The organism is Achromobacter sp. FW305-C-28, from assembly GCF_058783235.1.
In genome coordinates this window covers 303434-321903 of the sequence record NZ_JBYSYL010000009.1, presented here as the reverse complement: position 1 = coordinate 321903, position 18470 = coordinate 303434, and the positions used below count along the sequence as shown (strand labels likewise).

The following is an 18470-nucleotide window of genomic DNA, read 5'->3' as shown; positions in this document are numbered from 1 at the left end:
AGGTTCATCGGGCGTTCAGTCCGTAGCAGCGCTACGGATACCGTCCGGTAGGTGTCAACCTATGGCAGGACGGGTCATCTTCAAAATCTTCAATCGCGCTGGGGCACTTACTCCACCGTCACGCTCTTGGCCAGGTTCCGCGGCTTGTCCACATCCGTGCCCCGTGCGCAGGCCGTGTGGTACGACAGCAATTGCAGCGGCACCGTGTGCAGAATCGGCGACAGCTTGCCGTAGTGCTCGGGCATGCGGATCACGTGCATGCCTTCGCCGCTCTGGATCTTGCTGTCGGCGTCGGCAAACACATACAGCTCGCCGCCGCGCGCGCGCACTTCCTGCATGTTGGACTTCAGCTTTTCCAGCAGCTCGTCCTTGGGCGCGATGGTGACGACGGGCATGTGCTCGGTCACCAGGGCCAGGGGGCCGTGCTTGAGTTCGCCGGCCGGATAGGCCTCGGCGTGGATGTAGCTGATTTCCTTGAGCTTGAGCGCGCCTTCCAGCGCGATCGGGTAGTGCATGCCGCGGCCCAGGAACAGCGCGTTTTCCTTGGAAGCGAAGCGGTCGGCCCAGGCCATGATCTGCGGCTCAAGCGCCAGCACCGAGCCAATGGCCACGGGCAGGTGGCGCAACGCCTTCAGGTGCTCGGCTTCCTGCTCGTCGCTCAGGCGGCCGCGCACTTGCGCCAGCGCCAGGGTCAACAGGAACAGCGCGGTCAGCTGCGTGGTGAAGGCCTTGGTCGAGGCCACGCCGATTTCAACGCCGGCACGGGTGATGTACGACAGCTTGCACTCGCGCACCATGGCGCTGGTGGACACGTTGCAGATGGTCAGCGTGTTTTCCATGCCCAGCGAACGGGCGTGCTTCAGCGCGGCCAGCGTGTCGGCGGTTTCGCCCGACTGCGAGATCGTGACCACCAGCGAACGCGGGTTGGGCACGCTGTCGCGGTAGCGGTATTCGCTGGCGATTTCCACGGCCACCGGAATCTTGGCGATGGACTCGATCCAGTACTTGGCGGTCAGGCCGGCGTAGTAGCTGGTGCCGCAGGCCAGGATCAGCAGGGAATCGATGTCCTTGAAGATCTTGTAGGCGTCGTCGCCGAACAGTTCCGGCGTGATGGCTTCGATGTCCTGCAGCGTATCGCCCACGGCGCGCGGCTGCTCGAAGATTTCCTTCTGCATGTAGTGGCGGTACGGGCCCAGTTCGGCCGCACCAGTGTGCACGTGCACGGTGTGCACTTCACGGTCGACGTTCTTGCCGTTGGCGTCCACGATCCAGACGCGCGACAGCTGCAGATCGACCACGTCGCCATCTTCCAGGTAGATGATCTGGTCGGTCGTGCCGGCCAGCGCCAGCGCGTCGGACGCCAGGAAGTTCTCGTTCTGGCCCACGCCCACCACCAGCGGCGAACCTTGGCGCGCGCCGACCACGCGGTGCGGCTCGTCGCGGCAGAACACGGCGATGGCGTAGGCGCCATGCAGGCGGCGCACGGCATTCTGCACGGCCTCGAACAGGTCGCCGGTGTACAGGTGGTTGACCAGATGCGCGATCACTTCGGTATCGGTCTGGCTTTCGAAGACGTAGCCCACGGCCTGCAGCTCGGCGCGCAGTTCGTCGTGGTTTTCGATGATGCCGTTGTGCACCAGCGCGATGCGCGGTTCGTCGTTGCCCAGGCGCGAGAAGTGCGGGTGGGCGTTGTGCGTGGCCGGCACGCCGTGCGTGGCCCAACGGGTGTGGGCGATGCCCGTGAAGCCCTGGACGTGGTCCTGGGCCACCTGGTCGGCCAGTTCGGCCACGCGCTGCGTGCTGCGCGTGCGGCGCAGATGGCCGTCGGCGTACACGGCGACGCCGCAGGAGTCGTAACCCCGGTATTCCAGCCGCTTGAGGCCTTCAACGAGGATCGGGGTGATGTCGCGCTGAGCGACGGCGCCAACAATGCCACACATGGGAGAGACTCCTGAAAGTTCGAGTACGGAACGCATTGTGCGCGCACCCCAAAGAAATTTGATTTCTTTATCTGCTCATATTTGACAGTTTATTTACTTACCTATTTGTGATTAAATAATATTTCATTAATTTGTTTTCAATGAATTAATTATTCAAAACACCATGCCAACCTCGCCCAATGCCCTGCCCGAGCTGGATGATCTGGACCTGCGCATCCTGGAACAGCTGCAAGAAGACAATTCGCTGACCAACCAGGACCTGGCCTTGCGGGTGCATGCATCGCCCCCGACGTGCCTGCGGCGGGTCCGGCGACTGGTAGAAGAGGGGGTCATCGAACGCCAGGTGGCCATCCTGGCCGCCGACAAGCTGGGCAGCACGCTGACCGCCATCGTCGAGATCACGCTGGACGTGCAGGCGGCCGAAAGCCTGGACGCCTTCGAGCAGACCCTGCTGGCCGAACCGGCCGTGCTGCAATGCTATCGGGTGTCGCCCGGCCCGGATTTCGTGGTGATCGCCCAGGTCAAGGACATGCCCGCCTATCACGCGCTGGCGCACCGCGCCTTCACCGCGCACGCCAATGTGCGCAACGTGCGCACGTTCTTCTCGGTGCACCGGGCCAAGTTTGAAACGCGGATCGATCTGCGGGCGCGCTAGGCAGCGCGTGTTTCAGCGCGCCGCGAGCAACCGCTCGAACTGCGCCAGATACCGATTGCCCATCTTCTGCACGTCGTGCTCGTTGCGCACGTAGTCGTACGCGCGGTCGGTGATTTCCTGGCGGAAGGCCGCGTCGTCCAGGCAGCGAGCCATGCCTTGGGCCATGGCGTGAAAATCCGCCACCGCGCACAGCACGCCGCGGCCGTCGGCCAGGCTTTCCTTCAGGCCGCCGGCATCGGTGGACACCACCGGCACGCGCTGCAGGAAGGCGTCCAGCACGCTGCTGCCCAGGGCTTCTTCCTCGGAGCTCATGACGAACACGTCCAGGATGCTGTAGAAGTCCTCGACGCCCTTGCGAAAGCCCGCGAAGCGATAGACGTCTTCGATGCCCAGCAGCCGCGCTTCGTCGCGCGCCTGCTGTTCACGGTCGCCGCCCGCGCCGAAATGCAGGAAGACGAAATCGCGGCGCGTCTTGGCCAGCTCGCCCACGGCGCGCACCAGCGTCACCGGGTCCTTGTCGCGGATCAGCGCGGCCGACGTGGCCATGACCTTCTTGCCTTCCAGGTCGAATTCGCGCACCAGCGCGGCAACATTTTCCTGGTTGATCACATGCGGCTCGACCGCGCTGCGGATGATGACCGGGTCCAGCCCCAGGCGGCGCGGCTCGCTGGCGGCCATGTCGCTGATGGCCACGAACAGGTCGGTGTGGCGCCACTTGAAGCCGGTCTTCCATTCCTCGCCCGGCTTGACCACGAACGAAGTGCGGCGTGAAAACACCACCGGACGGCGGTGCAGCCACTTGGTCAGCACCGCCCAGGTGATGGTGTTGGCGGTCTGGGCGTGGATGATGTCGTAACCGTTGCCCTGCGATGCCAGAAAGCGCAGCTGGGCCGGCACGTTGCGGCAGGTATGCGCCACGAAACCTTCCTGGCGCACGCGCTCGGCCAGCGGACCGCCTTCGCGGCACAGCACTTCGACCTGGTGGCCGGCATTGCGGAACGCGCGCATGCAATACAGCGTCTGGCGTTCGCCGCCGCGCCAACCCTTCTCGAAGTTGAGCTGCAGGATCTTCATGCGCGGCCGATGCCCGAATACTCGAAGCCCAGGGCGCGCACGTCGGCCGGCGTGTAGAGGTTGCGGCCGTCCAGAATCAACGGCGTCTTGAGCAAGGCCTTGACGCGGTCGAAGTCGGGCGCGCGGAACACCTTCCATTCCGTGGCGATCAGCAGCGCGTCGGCGCCGTCCAGCGCGTCGTACATGTCGGTGGCGAAGCTCACGCCAGGCTGACCCACCAGCACGCGGGCGGCCTCGTGCATGGCCACCGGGTCATAGGCGCGCACGGTGGCGCCGCGGCGCGTCAGTTCGGCGATGACGGTCAGGCTGGGCGCTTCGCGCATGTCATCGGTATTGGGCTTGAACGACAGGCCCCACAAGGCGAACTTGCGGCCGCGCAGGTCTTCGCCGTAGTGCTGCACCAGCTTTTCCGACAAACGGAACTTCTGCGCATGGTTGGCGGCCTCGGCCGCTTCGATGACGCGCATCGGCAGGCTGTTCTCGGCGGCGGTGTTGACCAGCGCCTGCACATCCTTGGGGAAGCACGAGCCGCCGTAGCCCGCGCCGGGGTACAGGAAGTGGTAGCCGATGCGGGGGTCCGCGCCAATGCCGCGACGCACCTGTTCGATGTCGGCGCCCAGCGCCTCGGCCAGGTTGGCCATCTCGTTCATGAACGAAATCCGGGTGGCCAGCATCGCGTTGGCGGCGTACTTGGTCAGTTCGGCGGAACGCACGTCCATCACCATCAGGCGATCGTGCGTACGCTGGAACGGTTCATAGATGCGGCGCATGATGCCGACGGTGTAGTCGTCGTCGGCGCCGACAATGACCCGGTCCGGGCTCATGAAGTCGTTGATCGCCGCACCTTCCTTCAGGAATTCAGGGTTGGACGCCACGCTGAACGGCACCTGCACGCCGCGGGCGGCCAGTTCCTGCTCGATCACTGCGCGGACCTTGTCGGCGGTGCCGACCGGCACCGTGGACTTGTCCACGACCAGCTTGCGGCTGGTCATGTGGCGCGCAATATTGCGGGCGGCGGCCAGCACGTATTTCAGGTCGGCCGAGCCGTCCTCGCCCGGGGGGGTGCCCACGGCGATGAACTGCACATCGCCGAAGGCCACGCTCTGGGCCACGTCGTCGGTGAAATGCAGGCGGCCGGCCTGCACGTTGCGCCGGACCAGATCTTCCAGGCCCGGCTCATAGATGGGGATGCCGCCTTGGCGCAGCAGGGCGATCTTGGCCGCATCCACGTCCAGGCACATGACATCGTTGCCCATGTCGGCCAGGCACGCTCCCGACACCAACCCCACGTAACCGGTACCCACGACCGTGATCTTCATGCCTGAACGCCTTAAAAATAGGTAATCGTTGCGCCGAGCAGTACAGACCCGGCGCCGGCGGCCATTATAGAAGCCGCCGGGCCGCCGGGTCTTGCGCGCCCTAGATGACCCGCAGCTTGTTGAAGCGGACCGTGTTCACGACCACCGCCAGGGCGGCGCAGATCGTGCCCAGCACCAGGGCCAGCCCGGGGCCGTGCGCGGCGCTGACGCTGAAGGCGATCGCCACCAGCGCAGTGCCGAAACTCTGGCCGAACACCCGGGTGGTGGCCTGCAGGCCGCCCGCCGCGCCACTGCGCGCGCGCGGCGCCGCCGACAGCATGGCGCGGTTGTTCGGGGTCTGGAAAAAGCCGAAGCCCACGCCCGCCACGAACATGCCGGCAATGATCGGCACGTTGCCCACGGATGCCGGCAGGACCGCCAGCCACAACATGCCGATGACCATGCCGGTCGCCCCCACGCCGCTCAGCGTGGCGGCGGAATAGCGGTCGGACAGGCGTCCGGCCACCGGAGCGATCAGGGCCGTGCCCACCGGCCAGGCCCCCATCAGCAGGCCCACCTCAAGGTAAGGCCGGCCCAGCACCTGCTGGAAATAGAACGGCAACGACACGTAGGACGCCATCTGCGCGGCAAAGGTGCAGGCCGACGCCCCGACGGCGAAGGCCAATTGCCGGATTCGCAGCAGGTCCACCGGCACCAGCGGCGCGGGCTGGCGGCTGGCCCGGCGCACCAGCACCATGCCGGCCACCGCTGAGATCGCCACCAGGCCGATGCCCCGCAGCAAGTCCTGCCCCATCATGTCGATGCCCGAAATGAACACGCCCAGCGTCGCCATGCAGAGCAGGGCGCTGACCCAGTCCAGCCGCACGTCGTTGCGCGGCACCTCGGGCAGATGGCGCAGGCCGAACATGGCCAGCACGCAGATCGGCAGGTTGACCGCGAAAATCCAGGGCCATGGCGCCACCGACAGGATGGCCGAGCCGATGGTGGGCCCCAGCACCGACATCACCGCCACCGTGGTGGCATTGATGCTGATGCCCCGGCCCAGCATTTTCAGGGGATAGATATTGCGCACCAGCCCGCCGAACAGACACATCAGCGTGGCCGCCCCCACGCCCTGGAACACCCGCGCCAGCGTCAGCTGCAACAGCGAACCGGCCAGTGCGCAGCCCAGCGACGCCAGGGTGAACAGCACCAGCCCGAACGTGAACATGCGGCGAAAACCGATGCGCTCGGCCAGCGCCGACAAGGGCAGCAGCATCATCACCACCGCCAGGTTGTAGGCGTTGACCACCCACACGGCCTGCGCGGGCGACGCGTTCAGGTCGGCCGCGATGGTGGGCAGGGCCACATTGGCGATGGTGGTGTCCAGGACCGACAGGCTGATGCCGGTCATCACGGTGGCCGCCGCCCAGTAGCGGCGGGGCACCGGCAGGCCGTCGGGCGCGGCGGGCTTGGCGCCGCCGCCCGACGCCTCGGACGCCTGCGGCGTCACGACTTCTTGACCGGCCGTTGCCAACCGTCGATGGTGACCTGCTTGGCGCGCGAAACGGTCAGCTTGTCGGCCGGCGCATCGCGGGTCAGGGTGGTGCCGGCGCCCAGGGTCGCGCCGCGGCCCACGCGCACCGGGGCCACCAGTTGCGTGTCCGAGCCGATGAAGGCGTCGTCTTCGATGACGGTGCGGTGCTTGTTCACGCCGTCGTAGTTGCAGGTGATGGTGCCCGCGCCCACGTTGACGCGCGCGCCGATGGTGGCATCGCCGATGTACGCCAGGTGATTGGCCTTGCTGTCCGCCCCCAGCACGCTTTTCTTGATCTCGACGAAGTTGCCGACATGGCTGCGGTCGCCCAGTTCGGCGCCGGGGCGCAGGCGGGCATACGGGCCCACGCGGGCATCACCGCCCACCTGGGCCTCTTGCAGATGGCTGTAGGCCTCGATCTGCGTCCCCGCGCCCACGCTCACGTCACGCAGCACGCAGTGCGGACCCACGCGTACGCCATCGGCCAGCGTGACCTTGCCTTCGAACACGCAGCCCACGTCAATGAACACATCGCGGCCGCAGGTCAGCGAGCCGCGCACGTCGAAACGTGCCGGGTCGGCCAGCGTCACGCCCGCTTCCAGCTGGCGGCGGGCCTGCTCGCCCTGCCAGCGGCGTTCCAGCTCGGCCTGCTGCACACGGCTGTTCACGCCCAGCGTCTCCCAGGACGCGCCCGGCTGGGCCGCGCCCACCGGCACGCTGTCCACCACGGCCAGGCCCACCACGTCGGTCAGGTAGTACTCGCCCTGGGCATTGTTGTTGTCGATGCGCGAAAGCCAGTCTTTCAGCCTGGCGGTCGGCGCGGCCAGGATGCCGGTGTTGACTTCCTTGATGGCGCGTTCGGCGTCCGAGGCATCCTTGTGCTCGACGATGCGGCAGACATTGCCGCCCGCGTCGCGCACGATGCGGCCATAGCCGGTGGAATCGGCCAGCACTTCGGTCAGCACCGCGGCGCCGTCGCCGCGCGCGTCCAACAGGCGGCGCAGCGTGTCGGGCTGCACCAGCGGCACGTCGCCATACAGCACCAGCGTCACGTCGTCCTTGCCGTCGCCTTCGAGCAGCAGCGGCACCGCCTGCTGCACCGCATGGCCCGTGCCCTGCTGCGGCTGCTGCAACGCGAATTGCAGGTCGTCCTGGCCGCCGAAGGCCTGCTTGACCCGGTCGGCGCCATGGCCGACCACCACGATGACGCGGGCGGGTTCCAGTTGGCGGGCGCTGTCCAGCACGTGGGCCAGCATCGGTTTGCCAGCCAGGGTGTGGAGCACTTTGGGAAGGTCGGACTGCATGCGCTTGCCCAGTCCGGCGGCGAGAATCACTACATTAAGCATAAGTTCTGACGTGTTGGAATCGATCGGGGCGGCGGCACCACGCCGCCCCGAGTCGGGATTGAAAAATCAGGGCTTGCCGTCGGCAGGCCCCATGTTCCTGGTTGCCGCCTTGGACGCGGCCGGCTTGCGCGCGGCCTTCTTGGCGGGTGACTTCGCGGCGGGCTTGGCGGCTGCCTTGGCCGTCGGCGCGGCGGCCGCCTGCGAGCCGCCGGCCTTGCCCTTGGGTGCATTGCCTGCGTCCGGCGCGGCGCCGGGCATCGATGCGGCCGTGGCGGCGGCAATCTGGTTGAACTGCTGCTGCAGCAGATCCCACCACGCCTTGGAGGCCGATTGCGCTGCCGCACCCATCTGTTCGGTCATGCCGGGCTGGGCGTCAGCGCCCGCCGCCGAATCCGTCTTAGCATCGGCGGCCTTGGCATCATCAGGCCTGGCTTCGGCCGCCTTGGCTGGGACGTTCCTGGCCGCTGCCGGCGCGGGCTTCAGGCCCAGCACCACTTCCAGCGGCGAGGCCGCGCCGCTTTCGCGCAGCGTGCCCAGATCCATGTTGGCCGCGGAATCGACAAAGGCGCGCAAGGTGCTGATGGTGGACCGCTGCACTTCCATGCCCTGGATCGTGCTGGACAGCATCGACAGGTTCATGCGCAGCCAGTTTTCCACCGACCGCAGCTCGGCGATACGGCGGTCCAGGTCTTCCAGGTTCATGGGCGGCGCCATCGGCAGGCTGCTCGCCAGCCCGCCCGGGCCGGTCAGGCCGGCCCACGCCTGGCGCATCATTTCCATGCTGGCCAGCAGCGGGTTGCCCGACAGGTCGGAATGCTGGCCCATGCCGGGTAGGACGAACGGATTGCTGTGTTGGTCGCTCATTCCTGGTCTCCCCATAGATCGCAAAGGGCTGCCGGCCGGGATGCTTACCCCGGCAGCAGCTGATTATTCTCCACTCGCACGTGGTCGCCGGACGCAAAGGCGAAAGGCTGGGCGCTGCGGAATTGGCGTGCGCTGCCGTCGTTCATGCGTACCGTGAGCTCGTAGTGCGTCACCGTTTGTTGCTGTCTGATATTACGCTCAACTTCACGGCCTGCCAAAGCGCCGCCCACCGCGCCCAGCACGGTCAGCGCGGTCTTGCCGTTGCCGCCGCCGAACTGGTTGCCGACCACGCCGCCCACCGCGCCACCGGCGATGGTGCCGACCAGATGGTCGCTATTGTCCTTGACCGGCACCTGCACCTGGCGAATGGTCTCGACCACGCCGCAGGTGCGGCAGGCCTGCGCCGGCGGCTGCGCAGCGGGCGTGGCAGGGCGGCCCTGAGGCTGCGCCTGGGCGGTGGGTTGGCGGGGCGTCTGCGCCGGCGCGCCGGGCTGGGGCGGCGCCAGATTCGCGCCTTCGGGACCGGCCTGGGCCACGGCAGGGTCCTCGGGGTGCGGCGTGGCCGATGGCGTCGGCAGCCAGCCCAACACGGCGGCAACGCCTACCGAGCACATGACGATGACGGCGATGGCGGCGGCCCCGACCAGCGGATGCAGGGCGCGGCGGGAAGATTGGCTCGGGTTCGAATTCATGACGATGCTCCATCGTTGCTAACCGGCAGTGGTATAGCACCCGGACGCGGTATCGGCATGTTGCGATGGTGACGCTTCTTTGCCGCATTTCCGGCCTTGGACAGCCCCGTCCATTCGTGGACAATAGGCGCATGGATTCCATTACCTTGCCCCAGATCGAAGCGGCCATCAACTATTGGCGCAACGTCTCGCCGTCCGTCGGCGACGAATCGCGCCTCTGCCCCGAGGCCGCCGCGCTGGCCGCCCCCTATGCGCTGATGATCATTTCGCACCGCCGCGACATCGCTGCCGCCGAACTCAGCGACAAGGCTCGCGCCGCGCTGGCCGGCTGGGTGGCCGCAGGCGGCAGCGACTAGCCTGCCGGGCCCATCGGGCCCCAGGCGGGCGGTTTGCCCGCCCCCTTGCCAACCTGTGCCGGTCAGCCCTTGAGCAAGGCCTGGATATCGTGCACCAGGGCGTCGACCCCGATGTTGTTGTTGGCCAGCACCCGCGATTCGCCCTTGCCATCGAGCAGGTAGAACGCCGCGGTGTGGTCCATCGTGTAGTTGCCGTCCTTGGTGGGCGCCTTGGCGTAATACGCCTTGAATGCCGCCGCGGCCTTCTTCACCTGGTCGGGCGTGCCGGTCAAACCCAGAAATCGCGGGTCGAATGCCGTTACGTATTGCTTGAGCACTTCCGGCGTGTCGCGCTCGGGATCCACGGTGATCAGCAGCACCTGGACGCGCTCGGCGTCAGGCCCCAGTTTCTTCATCACTTCGGTCAGCTCGGCCAGCGACGTCGGGCAGACGTCCGGGCACTGCGTGAAGCCGAAGAACACCACCACCACCTTGCCGGCAAAGTCCTGCAACTGGCGCGTCTTGCCGTTGTAGTCCGACAGTTCAAGCCCGCGGCCCAGCTGCGTGCCGCTGATGTCGCTGCCCTTGAACGTGGGCGCATTGTCGCCGCAGGCGGCCAGGGCGGCGGTGAAAGCGGCGACCGTGGCCAGGCGCAAGGCCAGGCGCCGGCTGGCGGAAAATACGGACATCGACAACCTCCAGGGGGTCAGCGCAGCAGGGCGACCCAGTGGTCCACCAGCAGGGCGCCGAACAGCAGCGCCAGGTAGAGAATGGAAAAACGGAACATGCTGCGCGCCAGCTCGTCGCTGTAGGCGCGATACAGCCGCCAGGCGTACGACACGAACATGCCGCCCAGCACCAATGCCGACACCAGGTACAGCACGCCGCTCATGCGGATCGCATAGGGCAGCAGCGTGGTGGCAAGCAGCGCAATGCTGTAGAGCAGGATATGCAGACGGGTGAATTGCTGGCCGTGCGTGACGGGCAGCATCGGCAGGCCGGCCTTGGCGTAATCGTGGTTGCGGTACAGCGCCAGCGCCCAGAAGTGCGGCGGCGTCCAGATGAAGATGATCAGCACCAGCACCCAGGCTTCGGCCGGCACCGAATCGGCCACCGCTGCCCAGCCCAGGGCCGGCGGCATGGCGCCCGACAGGCCACCGATGACGATGTTCTGAGGGGTGCGCGGCTTGAGGATGATGGTGTAGATCACCGCATAGCCGACGAACGTCGCGAACGTCAGCCACATGGTCAGTGGATTGACCAGGGTGTACAGCACGAACATACCCGCGCCGCCCAACAGGCCCGACAGGCTCAGCACCTGGAAAGCCGAAATGGTGCCGCGCGCCGTGGCGCGCCGCGCCGTGCGCAGCATGCGAGCGTCGACTTCCTGCTCGATCAGGCAATTGATGGCGAACGCGGCCGCGGCCAGCAGCCAGATGCCGATGGTGCCGAACAGCACCCGGCGCATGTCCGGCACGCCCGGGACGGCGAGAAACATGCCAATCACCGCGCAAAACACCGCCAGCTGCGTGACGCGCGGCTTGGTGAGTACGAAGTATTGGCGGAACAATCCGGTTTGGGGAGCGGCAAGACTGGTCATCATGGACCCTATTTTAAACGCGCACCGAATTGGGGCCGCAGCCCCCGGCTGGCGGCTGCCCCGCCGTGGCCAATCGCACCATCAACACCACCGCGGCCAGGGTCAATCCCGCCGCCCCGCCGTTATGCAGCACGGCGATCAGAAGCGGCCACTGGAAGAAGATGGTGGTCAGGCCGGTCAGCAGCTGGGCGCCCAACAGCGCCAGCATCAAGGTGGCCGGCCCGCGCAGCCCGGGCTCGGCCCGCAGGCGCCAGGCCAGGATGCCCAGGTAGACGAATACGACGAAGGCGAAATTGCGGTGCACCCAATGGATGGCCGTCAGCGCCGGCTGCGAAATCATTTCGCCGGACGGCAGTTCGCCCAGGCCGCGGATGATGGAGTAACCGCCATGGAAATCCATATCCGGCACCCATTTGCCGTGGCACATGGGGAAATCCATGCAGGCCAGCGCGGCATAGTTGGTGCTGACCCAGCCGCCCAGGGTCACCTGGATCAGCAGCAGCAGAAAGCCCGCCACCACCCAGGGCTTGAAGCGCGCGGCCGCGGCCGCCACGGCCAGGTGCGGGCGCTCGCGCGCCGACAGCCAGGTCATCAGCGCCAGCACAGACAGGCCGAACACCAGGTGCGCCGTCACGACGGCGGGCATGAGCTTGTGCGTCACCGTCCAGGCGCCGAACGCGCCTTGCACGCAGACCGCCACCAGCGTGGTCACGGCCAGCGCTGGTGACCGGCCCAGTTCGCGGCGATAGCGCCAGGCCATGTAGACGATGGCGATGATCAGCATGCCCAGGATGGTGCCGACATAGCGGTGGATCATCTCGATCCAGGCCTTGGACAGCGTGACCGGGCCGAACGGCATCGCCTGCGACGCCTGGTGGATGTCGCCCATGGCGCCCAGCGGAGTCACCTTGCCATAGCAGCCGGGCCAGTCCGGGCAGCCCAGCCCCGAATCCGTCAGGCGCACGAAGGCGCCGAACATGATCAGGTCCAGCGTCAGGAACCAGGTGAAGAAAACGAGCTTGCGATACCGCGCTTTGATGCGTTCCATGGAATTCAACTAAAGACTAAATCAACCGATGCGCGAGTTATAGACCAGCTTGCTGATGTCCTTGCGCACCTTCACCCCGTCGGCGTCGGCGGGATACTGCATCATCAGATTGCCCAGGGGGTCGACCACCCAGATCGGCGCCTGCAGGCCGGGCTGTCCGGCCGCGGCGTCGCGCGCGAGCAGGTAGCGCGCCAGCTGGTCCGGATCGGCGCGCAGCATGATCGTGCCCTTGTAGGCTTCAAGCACCTTGTCCGGCACCGGCGCGTCGTCGGTGATGAACCATACCCGTGCCAGCCGATCGACGTTCTTGCCCTGGCTGGCGTGCGTGTTGCGAGTGATGTAGAGCTTGCGGGCGCAGCTTTCCGGGCAGGCCGCGCCGTCGGCCGCCACCAGCAGCCACTTGCCTTTCAGGCTTTGCAGGTCGAACGGCTTGCCGTCCAGCGTGGTCAGCTTGAGCGCCTCGGGCGCCGGCATGGGGCGCTGGGGCGTCACCAATTCGCCGTAGTTGCTGGCGTCTTCGGGCCACCATTGCGGATTCATGTAGACGACGAATGCCGCCACGATGGGCGCCAGCGAACACAGGAACACCAGCACCATCGGCACCAGCGAACGCTTGGCGGGTTTGGAAGAAGTCAGGTCGCGAGCCACGTTTTTTATGGGTCCTGTTGTGGTGAAAACCGGGCGGTCAGGCCGCCGGATCCTTGGCCGCGCGTTGGCGCATGCGTTTGATGGCGCCCCCCAGCACCACCAGCCAGGCGATGGCGGCGAACAAGGCAAACGAAAACCACTGCACTGCGTAGAAAGTGTTCTTCTGGAAATCCACCGACGGCTCGGGCCAGTCATGCACCAGCGCATCGTTTTCACCGGAGCCGAACTGGCTCACCACGGTAGGCAAGAGTGTCAGGCCGGTAGCCTTGGCGTAGGCGTCCAGCGGCAGGTTCTGCACCTGCGGCACGGCGCCGCCGGCCACTGGCAAGGTAGCCGGCAGGGTGGACGTATCGTTGTTGCCCAATGACCAGATTTCGAACATGCGCGGCACACGCTCGGACAGTTCGCCCTTGATGGTCTGGTCGCCCTGCGGCGTGGCTGGCAGCGTCGGCTCGCCCTGGCCCTGGATCACCCGCGGCAGCCAGCCGCGCAGCACCAGCACGGCACTGCGGCTGGGGCCATCGAGGAGCAACGGCGTGGCCAGCCAGTAGCCCGGACGGCCCTCGTAGTTGCGGTTGTCCAGCAGTACACTGAATTGCGGCAGCCATGTCCCGGTAGCCTGCGCCACGCGCCAGGGCTTCAGGTCGCCCGGTGCGGTCGTCGGCGACAGCGCCAGCGGCGCTTGCTTGCGGCCGGCTTCGATAGCCGCCAGAATGGCGCGTCGCTCATCGGCACGCCGCAACTGCCACTGGCCCAACGACGTCAGGATCACCACGGCGATCCCAAGCAGAAGTAAAGCGGCTACGGTGTAGCGAGTCGAATGCGGTCGGGCCATTTGTCTTCAATAACTCTGATTTGTCCGGAGACCATCATGCGCGTTTTCGTCGTTCTGGCCTTCATCGGTATCCTGGCCAGTCTGGCATCCGCCCTGGTCTACCTGATGCGGGACAAAGGCACTACCAGCCGCACGGTCAATGCGCTGACGGTGCGCATCGGCCTGTCGGTGGCCCTGTTCCTGTTCGTGCTGTTCGCCCACCACATGGGCTGGATCGAAAGCACCGGTTTTAGATAGGCCAACCCCCAGCCGGTTCCCGGGGTGCCAGGTGGTTGCACCGCCCGGCCAGCCGTATTGGAACACGGACCGCCCTTGTGCGAAGGGCGAGACCCGCGGCGCCGTTTTTTCCGGCAGCCCGCAAGCCTCGCCCCGTTCAGCCGATCGGCCCAGGCCCGGCAATGCCGGACCCGTCCCTTAGAACCAGTAGACGAACAGATACAGGCCCAGCCACACCACGTCCACGAAGTGCCAGTACCAGGCGGCGCCTTCGAAGCCGAAGTGATGGTCGGCCGTGAAGTGACCGCGCATCAGGCGAATCAGGATGACCGTCAGCATCGTGGCGCCCAGGATCACGTGGAACCCGTGAAAGCCCGTCAGCATGTAGAACAGCGAACCGTAGGCGCCCGAATTGAACTTGAGGTTCAGTTCGGTGTAGGCGTGATGGTATTCGGCGGCCTGACAGGCCACGAAGATGAAGCCCAGGATCACCGTGGCGGCCAGCCAGAACATGGTCTTGCCGCGGTGGTTTTCACGCAGGGCATGGTGGGCGATGGTGAGGGTCACGCCCGAGCTGAGCAGCAGCGCGGTGTTGATCGTGGGCAGCCAGAAGGGGCCGACCGTCTGGAAGTGCTCGACCACGCCGGCCGGGCCGAAGTTGGGCCACACGGCCTGGAAGTCGGGCCACAGCATCAGGCGGTGGTCCATGTCGCCCAGCCACGGCGTGGTGATGGTGCGCACATACCAGAGGGCGCCGAAGAACGCCGCGAAAAACATCACTTCCGAGAAGATGAACCAGCTCATGCCCCAACGGTACGAACCGTCGATGCGCTTGCTGTTCATGCCGGCTTCGGATTCCTGGATGGCGTCGCCGAACCAGTAGTACAAGATGACGATCAGCGCGACGAAACCCACCAGGACCGACCATTTGGCCCAGCTTACGCCGTTGATCCAGCCCGCGGCGCCCAGGCCCATGAGCAGCAGCGCCACGGCCGTGCGCACGGGGTGCCCCGAGTCGGCGGGCACGAAGTAGTACGGTGCCTCTTTTCCTTGAACCGAGTGGCTTGCACTCATGGCTTTCTCCCTGGTACTGATTTATAGAATTAAGTGATTCAAGTCAGGCTGGATACGGCCCAACGCACAATTAACACCAGCACGGTCACGAAGATGGCCGCCGCCAACAACCCCGCCACGATCACATGGACCGGATTGAGCCGGGCGCTGTCCTCGCGGTAGCCTGCGCCCTTGCGGACACCGAAAAACCCCCACGCCACCGCCTTCATCGTCTGAAGAAAGCTCAGCTTGCGCTGGGCGGATTCGCGCAGGTCGTCGCTCATGGCTAGCCGCCGACGGCCTTGCCCGTCAACAGCGCCGACCCGCGAAATACGGTCCAGGCAAACACGGCAATGACGAATACCAGCAGAATCAGTCCTGCGATCTTGTTGCGACGGCGCTGCTCGGGTGTCATTGCTATGCTGCCTGTTGCGTTGTAGGGGTCGGACTTACTTGACTTCGGGCGGCGTCTCGAAGGTATGGAACGGGGCCGGCGACGGCACGGTCCATTCCAGCCCTTCGGCGCCTTCCCACGGCTTGGCCGAAGCGACTTCGCCCTTGCCCATGTAGCAGCGCAGCACCGCCCACAGGAAGATCAGCTGCGACAGGCCGAACCAGAAGGCGCCGATGGTGGCGATCTGGTGGAACGTCGTGAACTGCGCGGCGTAGTCGGCATAGCGGCGCGGCATGCCGGCCAGGCCCAGGAAGTGCATCGGGAAGAAGGTGACGTTGAACGAGATCAGCGTCGACCAGAAATGCAGCTTGCCCAGCTTTTCGCTGTACATGCGGCCGGTCCACTTGGGCAGCCAGTAATAGGTGCCGGCAAACAGCGCGAACAGCGAACCGGCCACCAGCACGTAGTGGAAGTGCGCCACCACGTAGTAGGTGTCGTGCACCTGGATGTCGATGGGGGCCACCGACAGGATCAGTCCGGTGAAGCCGCCCATGGTGAACACGAAGATGAAGCCGATCGAGAACAGCATCGGCGTCTCGAACGTCATGGACCCGCGCCACATGGTGGCGACCCAGTTGAACACCTTCACCCCGGTCGGGATGGAGATGAGCATGGTGGCGTACATGAAGTACAGCTGCCCGGTCACCGGCATGCCCGTCGTGAACATGTGGTGCGCCCACACGATGAACGACAGCACGGCGATCGACGCGGTGGCGTACACCATCGAGGCGTAGCCGAACAGCTTCTTGCGGGCGAAGGCGGGCACGATGGCCGACACGATGCCAAACGCCGGCAAGATCATGATGTAGACCTCGGGGTGCCCGAAGAACCAGAACACGTGCTGGTACAGCACCGGGTCGCCGCCAGCCGCAGCGTTGAAGAAGCCCGTGCCGAAGTGGCGGTCGGTCAGCACCATGGTGATGGCCGCGGCCAGCACCGGCATCACGGCCAGCAGCAGGAATGCGGTGATCAGCCAGGTCCAGCAGAACAGCGGCATCTTCATCAGCGTCAGGCCGGGCGCGCGCATGTTCAGCACGGTCACGATGATGTTGATGGCGCCCATGATGGACGAGGCGCCCATGATGTGCATGGCGAAGATGGCCAGGTCCATGCCCGGGCCCATCTGCAACGACAGCGGCGCATACAGCGTCCAGCCAGCGGCGGTGGCGCCGCCCGGCACGAAGAACGAGGCGGTCAGCATGATCGCAGCCACCGGCAGCAGCCAGAAGCTGAAGTTGTTCATGCGCGCGAACGCCATATCGGACGCGCCGATCTGCATCGGGATCATCCAGTTCGCAAAGCCCACGAAGGCCGGCATGATCGCGCCGAACACCATGATCAGGCCGTGCATCGTGGTGAACTGGTTGAACAATTCGGGGCGGAAGAACTGCAGGCCCGGCTCGAAGAGCTCGGTGCGCAGCAGCAATGCCAGCGTCCCGCCCTCGAGCAGCATGACGAACGAGAAGATGAGATACATCGTCCCGATGTCTTTGTGGTTGGTGGCGAAAAGCCAGCGGCGCCAGCCGGTCGGCATGGCGTGGTGGTGGTCATCGTGACCGTGGCCGTGGCCCGGCGACACGTGGTCTACAGTGACGCTGCTCATGATGGACTCCTTCCTGCTGAGTGCCGGCCCCGTTCCACGGAACCGGCAGGGTATCTCTAACTAAACGGAACCAGCTCTGACGATGGGAAAACGCGGCGCGCTCAACGCGCGGCCGCGACATCCTTCGGCATCACTGTCGGGTCCTGCCCCTTGCCGGCATTGCTCCAGGCATGGCGCGTATAGCTGATGACCGCGGCGATTTCGACATCATTGAGCACGGGTCCGAACGCCGCCATGGCGGTGCCGGGCTTGCCCTTCAGCACGGTGTTGATCTGGCCAGCCTTCGGGCCGAGAACAACCTTGTCTCCGTCGAGCGCGGGGAAGCTGCCCGGAATGCCCTTGCCGTTGGCCTGGTGACAGGCCACGCAATTGGCGGCGAAGACCTTCTCGCCACGGGCAACCAGTTCGGCTTCCGTCCACTCTTTATTGGGATCGTCGGCGTTTGCCGCCATCTTCTTCTTTTCGTCTTCGACCCACTTATCGTAGTCGGCCTGCGCCAGGACTTCCACGACGATGGGCATGAAGGCGTGGTCCTTGCCGCAGAGTTCTGCGCATTGGCCACGGTAGATCCCGGGCTTTTCAGCACGGAACCAGGCATCGCGCAGGAAGCCGGGGATGGCATCCTGCTTGACGCCGAAATCGGGGATCATCCAGGAGTGGATGACGTCGGCCGCGGTGAGGACGACGCGGACCTTCTTGTCGACGGGCACCACCATGTGGTTGTCCGTTTCCATGAGGTAGAACTCGCCCTTGGGCTCGCGGTTCTCGATCTGGGCGCGCGGCGTCGACAGCGTAGCGAGGAACTTGATGCCGGCGGCGGAGCCATCGAGATATTCGTAGCCCCACTTCCATTGGTAGCCGGTGACCTTGACGGTGAGATCGGCGCTGGAAGTGTCTTTCATGGCGACGACCGTCTTGGTGGCCGGCAGCGCCATGGCGATGACGATGATGAAGGGGATGACCGTCCAGGCCACTTCCACGCCTAGATGTTCGTGGAAGGTCGCCGGCTTGTGGCCGCGGGACTTTCGATGCGCCCAGATGGAGTAGAACATCACTCCGAAGACGCCGACGAAAATCACGATACAGATCGTGAGCAGCATCCAGTGCAGCCACATGACATCACGCGTGATCTGCGTGACGCCTTCGTGCAGGTTCAGCTGATTGACCTTCGGGCCGCCGGGCATGTCTTGCACCTGAGCGCCGGCCACGCTGCCAATCAGCATCGCACAAGCCCCCAGTATCCCTCTCCACTTCTTCATGCTTACCTCGAAA

20 protein-coding genes are annotated in these 18470 nt (G+C 65.7%); 3 read left to right on the top strand and 17 right to left on the bottom strand.

Going from position 1 to position 18470, the window contains the following annotated elements; translation table 11 throughout:
• Positions 1–107 precede the first annotated feature (107 nt).
• Positions 108–1940 carry a glutamine--fructose-6-phosphate transaminase (isomerizing) gene (glmS, locus tag AC3WMR_RS22330; RefSeq protein WP_263912850.1) on the bottom strand — a complete coding sequence of 611 codons (1833 nt, stop codon included), beginning with the start codon at positions 1938–1940 and terminating at the stop codon, positions 108–110.
• A gap of 163 nt (positions 1941–2103) precedes the next feature.
• Between glmS and AC3WMR_RS22325 the strand changes: the two genes are divergently transcribed.
• Positions 2104–2595, top strand: coding sequence for an Lrp/AsnC family transcriptional regulator (locus AC3WMR_RS22325; RefSeq protein WP_492264976.1), 492 nt, complete (start codon positions 2104–2106; stop codon positions 2593–2595).
• A gap of 12 nt (positions 2596–2607) precedes the next feature.
• Here the strand turns inward: AC3WMR_RS22325 and AC3WMR_RS22320 are convergent, their stop codons facing one another.
• The 6 genes from AC3WMR_RS22320 to AC3WMR_RS22295 form a co-directional block, all read right to left on the bottom strand.
• Entirely contained in the window at positions 2608–3669 is a 1062-nt protein-coding gene (locus AC3WMR_RS22320) for a glycosyltransferase family 4 protein (RefSeq protein WP_492264975.1), read from the bottom strand.
• Positions 3666–4988 carry a UDP-glucose dehydrogenase family protein gene (locus tag AC3WMR_RS22315; protein ID WP_492264974.1) on the bottom strand — a complete coding sequence of 441 codons (1323 nt, stop codon included), beginning with the start codon at positions 4986–4988 and terminating at the stop codon, positions 3666–3668. The genes AC3WMR_RS22320 and AC3WMR_RS22315 overlap by 4 nt, the downstream gene beginning before the upstream one ends.
• A 100-nt stretch (positions 4989–5088) precedes the next feature.
• Positions 5089–6480: an MFS transporter gene (locus AC3WMR_RS22310; RefSeq protein ID WP_492264973.1), complete on the bottom strand. Its 1392-nt coding sequence runs from the start codon at positions 6478–6480 to the stop codon at positions 5089–5091.
• Positions 6477–7850: a bifunctional UDP-N-acetylglucosamine diphosphorylase/glucosamine-1-phosphate N-acetyltransferase GlmU gene (gene glmU / locus AC3WMR_RS22305; RefSeq protein WP_492264972.1), complete on the bottom strand. Its 1374-nt coding sequence runs from the start codon at positions 7848–7850 to the stop codon at positions 6477–6479. Before glmU ends, AC3WMR_RS22310 begins: the two co-directional genes overlap by 4 nt.
• A gap of 66 nt (positions 7851–7916) precedes the next feature.
• Positions 7917–8714 carry a PhaM family polyhydroxyalkanoate granule multifunctional regulatory protein gene (locus tag AC3WMR_RS22300; RefSeq protein ID WP_492264971.1) on the bottom strand — a complete coding sequence of 266 codons (798 nt, stop codon included), beginning with the start codon at positions 8712–8714 and terminating at the stop codon, positions 7917–7919.
• 44 nt (positions 8715–8758) lie between these two features.
• Positions 8759–9406, bottom strand: coding sequence for an outer membrane lipoprotein (locus AC3WMR_RS22295; protein WP_492264970.1), 648 nt, complete (start codon positions 9404–9406; stop codon positions 8759–8761).
• 131 nt (positions 9407–9537) lie between these two features.
• On the opposite strand from AC3WMR_RS22295, the gene AC3WMR_RS22290 reads away from it, so the two are divergent.
• On the top strand, positions 9538–9762 hold the full coding sequence (locus AC3WMR_RS22290; RefSeq protein WP_492264969.1) for a DUF3717 domain-containing protein: 225 nt from the start codon (positions 9538–9540) through the stop codon (positions 9760–9762).
• Between the two features lie 62 nt (positions 9763–9824).
• On the opposite strand, the gene AC3WMR_RS22285 is transcribed toward AC3WMR_RS22290, so the two are convergent.
• The 5 genes from AC3WMR_RS22285 to AC3WMR_RS22265 all read right to left on the bottom strand — a co-directional run bounded on the left by AC3WMR_RS22285 (position 9825) and on the right by AC3WMR_RS22265 (position 13872).
• Positions 9825–10430, bottom strand: a complete 606-nt coding sequence (locus AC3WMR_RS22285; RefSeq protein WP_492264968.1) for an SCO family protein — start codon at positions 10428–10430, stop codon at positions 9825–9827.
• 17 nt (positions 10431–10447) lie between these two features.
• Positions 10448–11341 carry a heme o synthase gene (cyoE, locus tag AC3WMR_RS22280; RefSeq protein ID WP_175193342.1) on the bottom strand — a complete coding sequence of 298 codons (894 nt, stop codon included), beginning with the start codon at positions 11339–11341 and terminating at the stop codon, positions 10448–10450.
• A gap of 13 nt (positions 11342–11354) precedes the next feature.
• Positions 11355–12389 carry a COX15/CtaA family protein gene (locus tag AC3WMR_RS22275; RefSeq protein WP_492264967.1) on the bottom strand — a complete coding sequence of 345 codons (1035 nt, stop codon included), beginning with the start codon at positions 12387–12389 and terminating at the stop codon, positions 11355–11357.
• 21 nt (positions 12390–12410) lie between these two features.
• Positions 12411–12986 carry an SCO family protein gene (locus AC3WMR_RS22270; RefSeq protein ID WP_051593692.1) on the bottom strand — a complete coding sequence of 192 codons (576 nt, stop codon included), beginning with the start codon at positions 12984–12986 and terminating at the stop codon, positions 12411–12413.
• Positions 12987–13074: 88 nt separating this feature from the next.
• A complete protein-coding gene (locus tag AC3WMR_RS22265) occupies positions 13075–13872 on the bottom strand; it encodes an SURF1 family protein (protein WP_492264966.1) in 798 nt (265 codons plus the stop codon).
• Positions 13873–13908: 36 nt separating this feature from the next.
• On the opposite strand from AC3WMR_RS22265, the gene AC3WMR_RS22260 reads away from it, so the two are divergent.
• Positions 13909–14109: a twin transmembrane helix small protein gene (locus AC3WMR_RS22260; protein WP_025139905.1), complete on the top strand. Its 201-nt coding sequence runs from the start codon at positions 13909–13911 to the stop codon at positions 14107–14109.
• Positions 14110–14286: 177 nt separating this feature from the next.
• Here the strand turns inward: AC3WMR_RS22260 and AC3WMR_RS22255 are convergent, their stop codons facing one another.
• From AC3WMR_RS22255 to coxB, 5 genes are all read right to left on the bottom strand, one after another.
• The gene (locus tag AC3WMR_RS22255) at positions 14287–15162 is read right to left on the bottom strand and encodes a cytochrome c oxidase subunit 3 (protein ID WP_025139906.1); all 876 of its coding nucleotides are present in this window, start codon (positions 15160–15162) and stop codon (positions 14287–14289) included.
• 38 nt (positions 15163–15200) lie between these two features.
• Positions 15201–15425: a DUF2970 domain-containing protein gene (locus tag AC3WMR_RS22250; RefSeq protein ID WP_006392371.1), complete on the bottom strand. Its 225-nt coding sequence runs from the start codon at positions 15423–15425 to the stop codon at positions 15201–15203.
• 2 nt (positions 15426–15427) lie between these two features.
• A complete protein-coding gene (locus tag AC3WMR_RS22245) occupies positions 15428–15556 on the bottom strand; it encodes a cytochrome oxidase small assembly protein (protein ID WP_025139907.1) in 129 nt (42 codons plus the stop codon).
• Between the two features lie 34 nt (positions 15557–15590).
• Positions 15591–17198, bottom strand: a complete 1608-nt coding sequence (gene ctaD / locus AC3WMR_RS22240; protein ID WP_175193296.1) for a cytochrome c oxidase subunit I — start codon at positions 17196–17198, stop codon at positions 15591–15593.
• A gap of 101 nt (positions 17199–17299) precedes the next feature.
• Positions 17300–18457 carry a cytochrome c oxidase subunit II gene (coxB, locus tag AC3WMR_RS22235; RefSeq protein ID WP_025139909.1) on the bottom strand — a complete coding sequence of 386 codons (1158 nt, stop codon included), beginning with the start codon at positions 18455–18457 and terminating at the stop codon, positions 17300–17302.
• Positions 18458–18470: the final 13 nt, after the last annotated feature.

Excerpts from the sequence above, each read along its gene's own strand:
- glmS (WP_263912850.1), bottom strand. The coding sequence starts at position 1,940 with ATGTGTGGCATTGTTGGCGCCGTCGCTCAGCGCGACATCACCCCGATC.
- AC3WMR_RS22325 (WP_492264976.1), top strand. The coding sequence starts at position 2,104 with ATGCCAACCTCGCCCAATGCCCTGCCCGAGCTGGATGATCTGGACCTG.
- AC3WMR_RS22320 (WP_492264975.1), bottom strand. The coding sequence starts at position 3,669 with ATGAAGATCCTGCAGCTCAACTTCGAGAAGGGTTGGCGCGGCGGCGAA.
- AC3WMR_RS22315 (WP_492264974.1), bottom strand. The coding sequence starts at position 4,988 with ATGAAGATCACGGTCGTGGGTACCGGTTACGTGGGGTTGGTGTCGGGA.
- glmU (WP_492264972.1), bottom strand. The coding sequence starts at position 7,850 with ATGCTTAATGTAGTGATTCTCGCCGCCGGACTGGGCAAGCGCATGCAG.
- AC3WMR_RS22300 (WP_492264971.1), bottom strand. The coding sequence starts at position 8,714 with ATGAGCGACCAACACAGCAATCCGTTCGTCCTACCCGGCATGGGCCAG.
- AC3WMR_RS22295 (WP_492264970.1), bottom strand. The coding sequence starts at position 9,406 with ATGAATTCGAACCCGAGCCAATCTTCCCGCCGCGCCCTGCATCCGCTG.
- AC3WMR_RS22290 (WP_492264969.1), top strand. The coding sequence starts at position 9,538 with ATGGATTCCATTACCTTGCCCCAGATCGAAGCGGCCATCAACTATTGG.
- AC3WMR_RS22285 (WP_492264968.1), bottom strand. The coding sequence starts at position 10,430 with ATGTCCGTATTTTCCGCCAGCCGGCGCCTGGCCTTGCGCCTGGCCACG.
- cyoE (WP_175193342.1), bottom strand. The coding sequence starts at position 11,341 with ATGACCAGTCTTGCCGCTCCCCAAACCGGATTGTTCCGCCAATACTTC.
- AC3WMR_RS22275 (WP_492264967.1), bottom strand. The coding sequence starts at position 12,389 with ATGGAACGCATCAAAGCGCGGTATCGCAAGCTCGTTTTCTTCACCTGG.
- AC3WMR_RS22270 (WP_051593692.1), bottom strand. The coding sequence starts at position 12,986 with ATGGTGCTGGTGTTCCTGTGTTCGCTGGCGCCCATCGTGGCGGCATTC.
- AC3WMR_RS22265 (WP_492264966.1), bottom strand. The coding sequence starts at position 13,872 with ATGGCCCGACCGCATTCGACTCGCTACACCGTAGCCGCTTTACTTCTG.
- AC3WMR_RS22260 (WP_025139905.1), top strand. The coding sequence starts at position 13,909 with ATGCGCGTTTTCGTCGTTCTGGCCTTCATCGGTATCCTGGCCAGTCTG.
- AC3WMR_RS22255 (WP_025139906.1), bottom strand. The coding sequence starts at position 15,162 with ATGAGTGCAAGCCACTCGGTTCAAGGAAAAGAGGCACCGTACTACTTC.
- AC3WMR_RS22250 (WP_006392371.1), bottom strand. The coding sequence starts at position 15,425 with ATGAGCGACGACCTGCGCGAATCCGCCCAGCGCAAGCTGAGCTTTCTT.
- AC3WMR_RS22245 (WP_025139907.1), bottom strand. The coding sequence starts at position 15,556 with ATGACACCCGAGCAGCGCCGTCGCAACAAGATCGCAGGACTGATTCTG.
- ctaD (WP_175193296.1), bottom strand. The coding sequence starts at position 17,198 with ATGAGCAGCGTCACTGTAGACCACGTGTCGCCGGGCCACGGCCACGGT.
- coxB (WP_025139909.1), bottom strand. The coding sequence starts at position 18,457 with ATGAAGAAGTGGAGAGGGATACTGGGGGCTTGTGCGATGCTGATTGGC.